The 10,121-nt window shown below is 63.8% G+C and carries 5 protein-coding genes; all 5 read right to left on the bottom strand.

Features of this window, described 5'->3' with window-relative positions; translation table 11 throughout:
* A partial coding sequence (locus NZ585_09880; GenBank protein MCS7080344.1) for a Uma2 family endonuclease occupies positions 1-602 on the bottom strand: 602 nt, incomplete at its 3' end.
* Positions 603-1,046: 444 nt separating this feature from the next.
* Positions 1,047-4,343: a CHAT domain-containing protein gene (locus NZ585_09875; GenBank protein ID MCS7080343.1), complete on the bottom strand. Its 3,297-nt coding sequence runs from the start codon at positions 4,341-4,343 to the stop codon at positions 1,047-1,049.
* Positions 4,344-4,407: 64 nt separating this feature from the next.
* The gene (locus NZ585_09870; GenBank protein MCS7080342.1) at positions 4,408-6,399 is read right to left on the bottom strand and encodes an FHA domain-containing protein; all 1,992 of its coding nucleotides are present in this window, start codon (positions 6,397-6,399) and stop codon (positions 4,408-4,410) included.
* Positions 6,400-6,441: 42 nt separating this feature from the next.
* Positions 6,442-9,561, bottom strand: coding sequence for a CHAT domain-containing tetratricopeptide repeat protein (locus NZ585_09865; protein MCS7080341.1), 3,120 nt, complete (start codon positions 9,559-9,561; stop codon positions 6,442-6,444).
* Between the two features lie 75 nt (positions 9,562-9,636).
* Positions 9,637-10,110, bottom strand: coding sequence for a hypothetical protein (locus NZ585_09860; GenBank protein ID MCS7080340.1), 474 nt, complete (start codon positions 10,108-10,110; stop codon positions 9,637-9,639).
* Positions 10,111-10,121: the final 11 nt, after the last annotated feature.

Here is a 10,121-nt window from a genome sequence, read left to right as displayed (position 1 = left end):
CCAGCCTCCCCCACCCACAGCCGCTCCCCAGCCGGCCGCTCCTCCACATACCGCGCCCCGTCGTGCCGAAACCACCGCACCACCTCCCGCCGCTCGTCGATCGTCACGTAGTACGGTACCTTCAACACCGACTCATAAATGTCCCACTTCCGCAGCAGTTTCCGATCCTCCGCCCACGCCCCACGCCCGTACTCGGCCAAATCATTACGGCGCGTCTGCGGCGACAGCGCCTCGACGATGATGAGCGGCGCGCGCCCCTCGTCCTCCACCACGTAGCTTGCCCGCGTGCGCTCGCCGCGGTACAGCGCCGGCACGCCGACAACGCCCATCCAGTCGGGACGCAGCCCGCGCACAACGCCCTCGTGCAGGCAGTACAGGTACAAATCAATGGCGCAGAAGTAGTGGTCGGGGGGGACGGTCGTGGGGCGGAAGGTTTCGTACAGGAGCATGGCGAACAGGAGGTGAAACTCGCTGGGCAAGGCTTCTTCGTCCTCGAACTCGCTGGGGAGGTCGTCCATCGTGAGGACGCGGCGGGCGGGGAGGTGAGGTGGTGGAGGCGTGGGCGTCGGCGGGTGAGTTGGTTGTGGGGCGGGCGTCGTCATTGGGTTGCTCCCGTGTACGAGATGGGATTGGCGGTGGGGCATGTGGGCGGCGGAGCAGCGCAGCCGGAGTGTAGCGCACTTTTACGGCGGCACAGCACACAGCTAGCAAGGCCAGCGGACGGTGCGCCAGCGGGAGGCGCTGAGGCAGTTTCCTATGAGCCGGGCGATACCATGACCTGTGTCTGCATTGTGCGCTGACCGCACCGCCGCAAGGCGTGTACGCAGCGTCGCTTATGCTCAATTGAAATCAGTCGGGATGCCCTTCGACCGTCCGGCAGCGCGTTCTACGCCGATCAACCACAAGGACTTGGACCACCGTGACCATCCCCATCGCTTCTTCCACGCTGGCCGGCCTAGCGCGCCGGACGAGACCACTGCTTTCTGGTTGAGTGCTAACATTGTCGGCGGCCTTACCGCTTAGGGTACACAGAAGAGGGTGTATGCTCACAGCGGTCGCCAGTCGCCGGTCAGAATGAAGCTTGCCCAGTAAAACGGATGCCGATAGCGTGCCCGCCTGAGCATCTCCAGCCGGGCGTTGCGCAACGCCGCGCTGCGCCCTTCGCCGCGCTTGAGCCGAGCGTAAAAGCCTGTCATCAAGGCTTTCGTTCCCTGGTCGGAGACCGACCACAAAGACATCACCTGCGTTTGCGCGCCGGCCAAAACAAACGCCCGCCGCATACCATACACGCCGTCGCCCACACGCACCGCGCCGACGCCGGTCTGACAGGCGGAAAGCGTGACCAACTGCGTCCCCCACAGGTCAAGGTTGGCGGCTTCCAACGCCGTCAACACGCTGCCGGAGGCGGACTGATTCGCCCCGGCGAAAAAGAGATACGAGCGCAGCAGCGGGTTTTCGCTTCGCGTCTTCTCAAGATCCATCGCCTGCGGGTGACCCAGCCCGATTGCACGGGTTGGGTCGCTCGGCGCGGCGGTTGTCTCGGAGCGGGCGTCTTCCAGAAACGCGCCGTGGGTGGCAAGGTGCAGAAATCGCGGACGGCGAAGCTCGCGGAGAGCGTCGCCAGTGGCGGCGGCGTGCATCTGTACGGCGGCGTCTGGAAAGAGATTCTGGATGACTTGAGCCTCGGCTTCCGTGCCGGTCAGCGCAACCAGCGGCGGCAAGGTCATCCCAGCCAGACGCACTGCATCGCCGTGGCCGTAGTCCGGGGCGGCGAAGACGACCGGCGGGAGGTCGCTGGGCGTGCTCGCTTCGCGGATGGTCAGCAGGTCGCGCCCGCTGGTCAGGTAGGTGATGTCAAACTGCTCGACGAGGTACTTGCCGCGCGCGTCGCTGAGAGCTTCAAAGGGGACGAGGTTCAGCATGCCGTCGGGCGACAGCAGCAGGCGACGAGCAGGCGACAAAAAGGGGCGCAGCGGCTCGACGGTCAGCGCCGCCAGCCGACGAGCGGCGCGTTTGACGGTCTTGATGGGCGTGACAGGCTTGGCGAGGGCGGCGCGAAGGTCGGCGACAGCTTGGTCAATGGTCGCCGCGTCGCCTAAATCCGCCCACCTGAGCGTGCCGTCCTGCTTGAGCGCATAAGCCGCATAGCGCGCCGGGCGGAGCGTGCCGCGCTCGACATCGGTTGGACGATAGACCACATACTCGACAAGGACCGCGTCAGCGGGAACGGCCTGCGTGACAGCTGCAAGCGTCACCGGGGCGAACCGGGCGCGGTACTGCGCGCTGCGGCGGCTGATTTCCGCTTCAAGGGCGTCCGCCCGCTCGCCGAGGGCCTTGAGTTCGGCGCGATGGGCGTCGGGACCGGCTTGACCTGGGCCACGCTGAGTCAGAACGGAAATTTGCCCTTTGAGCGCCGTGAGGTCGTCCAGAAGCTTGGCGTCTTCGGGCGTCCCACGCTTGCGTAGGACGGCGACGGCATCGGTCATAGCATCGAGCGCGCGGCCTTTGCGCTGAAGAATCACGGTGAGCGCAGCCTGCGCAGCGGCGGCTTCTGTGGGCAGGTACCGGAGGTGGAGGTCAAGGGTGCGGTCAGTTTCTTCTTGCGCGAGCGCCAGGTAGAGAAACTTCTGACGCTCCGAACCGGCGACAAGGTTGCGGCTTAGCTCGCGCTCGCGGGCCGCGTTGGCTTGGATTTGAAAGGCAAGGGCAGCCTTCGGCTCGCCGCGCTGTTGGCTCAAGATAGCAAGGTTGTTGAGGGTCTGAATCACTTCGGGGTGTTCCGGGCCGAAGGCTTTGGTCTGAATATCCAGCGCCTGGTGGAAAAGCTGATCGGCGGCAGCGTAATCCTTTCGCTCGCGGCGCACCCAGCCCAGGCTGCCCAGACTTCGCGCCACTGAGGGATGCGTCGGGCCAAGGGCCTGCTCGGAGACGACGCTCGCCTGCCGGTAAAGCCGTTCCGCTCGCTCAAAGTCGCCACGCAGCCGGAATGTATCAGCCAGATTATTGAGACAAGCGGCGTAGAGCGGATGCCGGCCGCCAAGCGATTTTTCGTAGACGGCGAGGGCGCGCATGAAGGTCGCTTCCGCAGACGAGTAGTCGCGGCGAGCGATAGCGACCAGCCCAAGGTTGGTCAGCAGCGACGCCACATTGGGCGAAGTCGGCCCCAGCGCCTTTTCAAGAATCGCCAGCCCGCGCCGGTAGAGCGGCTCGGCGCGGTCATAGTCGCCGCGCAGACGCAGAACCTCCGCCAGATTGTTGAGGAGAATGGCGACGTTGGGATGCTCCGGGCCAAGCCCCTTCTCAAAAATGCCCAGTGCGCGCTGAAACATCGGCTCGGCGGCCGTGTAGTCGCTTTGCAGCCGTTGAAGCGCACCCAAATTGTTCAGGCTGTAAGCCAACTCCAGCGAGTCAGGACCGCGCGCGGCCTCCCAGCCCGCCACTGCGCGCTGATAAAGGGCGGCGGCCTGCGCGTACCGCCCACGCTCCTGATACAGGCTCGCCAGATTGTTGATGGTCGGCAGCGTGTCTTCGTGATTTGGCCCAAGCGCGGCTTCGTCAACTTGAATTGACCGTTGGTACAGCTGTTCAGCTTCGGCGTAGTCGCCTTTGCGCTGGAGAGTCAGACCAAGATTGTTGAGCGTGAGGGCGACGTGGTGGTGGTTTGGCCCAAGCGTTTTCTCGCGCATGGCGAGCGCACGACGGTACCATGCTTCGGATTGCGCGTAATCTCCTTTGTCGTAATAAATGGCAGCAACCGTCGTCAGGGTGTCAGCTACGAAGGGGTTTTCCGGGCCATAGATGTCTTCCCGGGTCTTGAGGGCTTCCAGCGCCAGCTTGAGGGCCTCATCATACTGTCCCGACTGGCGCAGACGCTCGGCCCTCACGGTTTGCGCGCGCGCCTCCTGCGCCTGCGCCTGTTTTGCAGCAAGCGCTTGCTCGGCGGCGCCCGCCGGTCGCAGCGCCGTCACGCGCAGCGTGTAGCGCCCAACTTTTCCTTGGTATGAAAGCGCGGCAATGACGACTTGATAGACGCCGTCGGACGGGGCGACAAATGCCGCGTCCTCCGGTCCATAGCGACCGTTGGGGCTGTCTTGCTCAAAAACCAACTTGCCTGTCGGGTCAAGAATTTTGACGACAACATCCGCCCCATGTTGCTCGACTGTGACGTGTAGGAAGTCATTCCGGTTGAGCTTGACTTCGTAGGTGTGGACGCCCTCGCTCGGCAGCTCGCGCTCGACGCTGGTTTCCGCCGTCAGGGGCGCGGGCTTGTCGAGTGTTTGCCCAAACAAGGGCGTAACCAATACCAGTCCCAACAGTAAGCGAAGCGTACTGAGTCGTCGCATCGCTACACGCTCCTTGAATTCGGTGAGCTTGCGGAGCGACGGCCGGACGGCGCGGCGGCGTCGCTTACGCGCTAATCGTCTGAAGCACGCCGGTCGGTCGTAGTGCAGTCTGCTGCATAGGCATTGGGTGCGCCGGCGGCGACACGGCTGGCAGCAAAATGGTGAAGCGCGTGCCGACGCCAACCTGACTCGTACACATCAGTCGTCCGTGGTGCGCCTCCACGATGCGGCGGCAGATTTCTAGCCCTAGCCCCGTGCCGTGTTCGCCTTTCGTCGTGAAGAACGGCTCCCAGATGCGCGGCAGAATCTCAGCCGGAATGCCGTGGCCGTTGTCCGTGACGTGAATGGTCGCCATACCCTGCTCCACGCCCAGCGCGACGTTGATTGTCCCAGCGCCCGGCGACGTGGCGTCCACCGCGTTGCGAACCAAGTTAATGAGCACCTGCTCGATTTTGGCTTCGTTGACGATGGCATACGGTTCGGCCAAAGCCTGGAATGTGAGCGTCCGTCGTTTGATTTCTGGGTCCACGCACATCAGCGACAGCAGCCGTTCCAGCAAGGGGCGCAGCGCCTGAAGCTCAAAGGCGTACTGCGCTGGTGAGTTGCGCGCGAAAAGTCGGATTTCTTCAACCAGTTCCAGCGCACGCCGCTGACCATGCAGCGCCAACTCGGTCAACTGCGCCACGTCCGGGTCATGCGGATACTTTAGGCGGATGAGGTCAACGCCGCTGATGAGCGCCAGCCGGTTGCGCAGTTCGTGGGAGATTGAGGCGCACATTTTGCCCATCGTCGCCAGCCGGTCGGCGTGTACAAGCAGTTCCTGGGTGGCGCGTAGCTCGCACACCAAATTGAGGTTATCGAGCATGAGCCCAGCGGTGCGAGCCGTCGCCATGACAAACTCCAAGTCCTCGCCAGTGAAGACCTCTGGGCGTTGTTCGTTCGACAGGTAACACACGCCCCAGAACCGTTTCCCGGAGTTGATCGGCGCAGCAAGCGCGGCGCGTGTGCCCAGCGTCATGCTCTGAGTGGACGCAAACCGTTCGTCCGTTCGCACGTCACCGCTGAGGCAGCCGACACGGTCTTTTTGCACCCGCGCGATGACGCTCTGGTTGGGGCGTCCCTGCCCGCGCGAGCCGACGACTTCCAGTTGACCGGTCTGCGGATTGCCGACCAGCACCACGCCGTAGTCCAGCGGCAGCGCGGCAAACAGCGCCGTGAGCCAGGTTTCAGCCAGCCCTGTCACGCTGGTTTGCGTCATGAGCTGGTGGCTGAGGGCATAGAGCGTACTGAGCCGGCGCAGCGTATCAGCGTTGACGTTGGCGGCCTGACGTACGAGGTCAGGGTTGAGGAAGCGCGCCTGGCGCTCGCTGATCGTCAGCGTTGTTTCGAGAACCACCTCTTCCTCGGTTGCGTCGTCGTCGAAAAGCAGCGACGGTTGGTGGACGCCGACGAAGCGAAACCGCGCCACGGCCGGCTTGGAGATGGCGATGGCGTCGCCGGTCTTCAGCACGACTTCGCGGATGGACTGCCCGTTGACATAGGTGCCGCCGACGCTGTTGAGGTCACGTAAGTAGTAGGTTCCGTCGGGTTGGCGGACAATTTCGGCGTGGTAGCGCGAAACGCCGGCGCTTTTGAGCGCCAGTTGACAATCCGGACTGCGCCCGATGGTGAACTTTTCCGCGTTCAGCGTCCTGCGTTGCGCCCGGCCGTCACTGCTGTACTCGAACAAAAACGCTTCCGTCGCCGCCTCGGCCAAGTACAGCAAGCGGACGCCGCCGGTTTTCCCCAGCGTGATGTCGTCGCCGTCGGCAAGGCGCTTCTCCGTAACCGGCTCGCCGTTGACAAACGTGCCGCTGCTGCTGTTGAGATCACGCAGCAGCAGGCCGCCGTCGTCCGTTTTGATGATTTCCGCGTGATGACGCGAAACGGCCGCGCACCGCAGCGGCAAGTGGTTGCTTCCGTGCCGTCCGAGAGTGAACGGAAAGGTCGTTACGGCGACGGGATAAGGGGGATGGTCGCCGTTGAGAACCCAGAGCGTCGGTGTCGAGGCTGACATCGGCGTTTCCTCCTTTGGCGTGGGTTGTCCAGCCTGGGATTGTCACCGCCAGTCGCCATGAAGCTGAAAGGCGGCCCAGAAAAACGGGTGGCGATACCTGCGTTTGCGCAGCATGGCCAGCTGTGCGGCGCGGAGCGCCTCGGCTGTGGGGCGCTTGTCTTTGAGCAGAGCGCGGTAAAAGTCACCCATCAACTGTGCCGTCGCGCGGTCGCTGATGCTCCACACGCTGACGATGACCTGTGACGCGCCGGCGTACATAAAGCCGCGCGTCAAACCGACTAGACCTTCGCCGCGCATGTACGCGCCCAGACCCGTCCGGCAGGCGCTGAGCACAACCAGTTCCGCCGCCATCGGTAGGTTAAAGATATCCGCCAGCCCGACGGCGCCCTCACGTGAGCGTCCCACTGCGTCAAACCGCGACAGGAGGATGCTTGACAACTCCGGGCGTTCATTGTCCGCCAAACCATGGGAGGCAATGTGCAGGATGCGATACCGGGCGGCGTCGCCGGTCAGCAGCGTGTCGCGGTTGGCGTCGAAGTCCATGACGCACAGGCGCTTGATTTTAGGCAGTTGCGCCATGATGGCGTTGGCTTCAAGGCGGGTGGCGGGCAGGCGTGGAATCGTTGCGCTGGGAACGTTGTCAGGGAGTATGCCGACGTGCTGGGCCGCTTGTTCAAGGCGAGCGCTGGAAACTTTCAGCCCGATCTCACGGGTCGGCGCTTCCTCAGCCGGCGTGGGGGAACGGGTGCCGAGACGCGGGTCGTCAACATCAAACACCGGGTCGGCGATGACGGCCAGTTCGCCTTTCGGAGCGGGACGCTCCACGGTGTGGTGACGTTGCAGGAGGAGGGCGGTCGCCGAAGGCGTGTAAAGGATTTCATGCCGTTCGAGCAGACGGTGGCCAGGTCGGTTAGGATCGGGCAGCGCGGCGAAGGGGACGTAGTGCAACATTTCATCTGGGACGATGACCACGCGCCTACGGTCAAGGGCGGCGGCGAGCGGGGCAAGGACAAGCCGCGCCAAGGCTTCGCCGTCGGCGGTCGGGTCCAGGGTTGGGTTTTGGCAGACCTGCCAAAATAGCCGCGCCGCCCCGTTGACGGCCTCGCGGGAGAGCAACGCAAAGCTTGTCAGTCGGGTCTGCGTCACCACCCAGGCGTAGCTTCGAGTTTCGCCGACGGCGTACACCAGCAGCGCGGTGTCGGGATCGAGAAGTCGCTGTTGGAGTTCGGCGAGAGTAGGAGGCGTTGGTTGAGTCAACGCTGCGTACCGTGGGTGGCGCGTCCGAATGTCCCGCCGGACGCGCTCCAGCGCCTCCGCTACGGCGGCGCTTTCTTCACGCAACGCCCGGCGCTGCTCTTCCGGGGCGTTGCGGACAAGGAGAGTGGTTAGCCGGTCGGTGAGGGCGACCAGTCGTGTCAGAAGATCGCGTTCACGCGCCTGAAGCTCCGGATCAACACCCTGCCGCACTGCAACGCCGGCCTCGGCGAGCAGATCAAGCAGGCTGCGGGCGCGGGCGCGCTCGGCAACCTGCAACGCCTGTACGTCTAGGCCGTCGGCAGGCCGCCGTCGGTGAAGCTGCATGAGGATGTCAATATAGAGGTCGTAGTAGTCCTTGACCGAGGCGAAGTAGGCGCTGCGGAACTCTTGGACGGCGACTTTGGTGCGCAAGGATTCGACGACGGCGATGGCCTGTTCAATGCGGGCGCGGGCGGCGTCCAAATCGTCCGCGTCGCGCCGAGCGACAGCAAGGCGGTAGAGCATGGTAGCTTCGCCGCTACGGTCGCCGACAGCCTGGAACAGCGCCAGCGCCTGCTCAAAGGCGGTTTCAGCCGCCCGGTGATCGCCCATCCGCCGGCGGGTTTGCCCGAGCGACGCCAAGGTGACGCCTTCGCCGCGCCGGTCGCCGGTTTCCCGCCGGAGCGTTAGGGCTTGCTCAAAGCGGCGGAGGCCATCCTCAAGTTGGTTTTGAGCAACGGCGATGTTCCCTAGGCCGGTCAGCGTATAGGCCTCGCCACGCCGGTCGCCGACCTCACGGCGCAACGGCAAGGCTTCTTCAAGCGCGCGGCGTGCTTTTTCAAAATCACGCTGCCTATAGTAGATGCGCGCCAAGTTGGTCAGCGCGACGGCCAGCGAGCGGCGATCATCGAGTTGGCGATAAAGGCTGACGGCGCGTTCGATGCGCTCGCGGGCGCGCGCTGGCAAACCGAGCGACTCATAAACCAAACCCTGATTATTGAGGGCGTCAGCTTCGCAGTCGGCGGCGCCGGCTTGGCGGGCAAGGCCGACGGCCTGCTCTAGCAGGTCAAGGGCTTCCTGTTTTTCGCCCAAGATGTCAAGCGTGTAGCCCAGATTGGTCAGAAACGTCGCTTTGGCTCCGAGGTCTTCAGCGGCGTCAGCCATCAGAATGGCTTGGCGGTAATAGTCCACTGCGCGCCGTTTTTCGCCGGCGTTGTCGTAGGCGCGTGCTAGATTGTTGAACAGCTGAGCCATCGCGTAAGCGTCACCTAAGGCTTGGCGTGTGGGAAGGGCGCGTTCGTAGCACGCGATGGCGCGCTGGGTTTCGCCGAGGCCGTCGTAGATGAGTCCTAGACTGACGAGCGTTTCGGCTGTGCCGTCGGCGTCTTTCGCCGCCTCATAGTCGGCCAACGCCTGCTGAAGCCGCTCAAGCGCCGCCTGAAGATTTTCCTTGGTTTGCTTCCGCCGGAGTCGCTGCGCCGCTTGAAAAGCTTCAAATGCGGCAGCCCGGCGGCGATCCAGCTCGGTCGCTGAGCGTAGGACTTCAAGGTTGACGAAGAATCGTCCGGCTTGGCCGACGCTGGCCGGTGTGATGGTGATGATGTATTCGGCGGGCGTTTCCGTAAACAGCGGCACAGGTCGTGCGCGGGTTTTGCCCTCCCACCCGAAAACAGGGTCGTAAAGGGGTTCCCGCTCGCGCTGGACGGCGATCCGGAGCTTGACGCTGACTTGTCCGATGTTGACGCAGGCGAACTCGCCGGCGGCGAGCGCAAGGCGAAAGCGGCGGGTTTCCTGTCCGCCGATGTCGCCTTCGATGGCGACGCCAGGGCGCAGTGGCGTTGTCGCTTCGGCCGACTGTCCGCGCGCAGCGGCGGTAAGCAGTAACCACGTCATGCACAAGACGACTGACGAGGACCAAACGCGCATGGCGATTTCTCCAACGCGGGAGGAAGGATTGGGAATGGATGAGTCGTGTTTCAGAATAAAACGCGACAAACGAGGCTACGCCGTATCATCCGGGTGGGCGGTAAAGAAGCGCGCCAGCGCGGCGGCTTGCCCGTAGTGTTCGGCGGCGAGCGCAAGGCGCTCGATGAGGAGTGCGCCGATGGTGGTTTGCCGTGGGTTGGGCAGGTACACGACCTTCGTCAGGTCGGCGTCGGTGAGGACGGCTTCCAATTTTGACGTGAGACTGATAACGTCATCGAGGTAGGCTTGGAGGCGGGGTGGGGTAGCAAGGGTTTCGCGCATTGTCCATTCAGCGGGATAGTCCCAGTAGTTGGACAGCAGACCGTTGATGACGTACTCCATACCGCCGGCCATGGCGATCAGCCACTCGCCGCACGACCGGTTGTTGATATCGTGGTGTGGGAGCGGTAAACGCTGGTAGAGCGCCGTAGCGGGGAGCTCGTCCAGAACGGCGCGGCCGGCAGTGAGGAGTCGCTTGTACTCTTGTATTAGGCTCCGTAGTATCGGCATCGGTTGCTCCA

This window comes from Chloracidobacterium sp., assembly GCA_025057975.1.
GTDB lineage: Bacteria > Acidobacteriota > Blastocatellia > Chloracidobacteriales > Chloracidobacteriaceae > Chloracidobacterium.
This window is presented reverse-complemented; position numbering and strand designations above follow the sequence as displayed.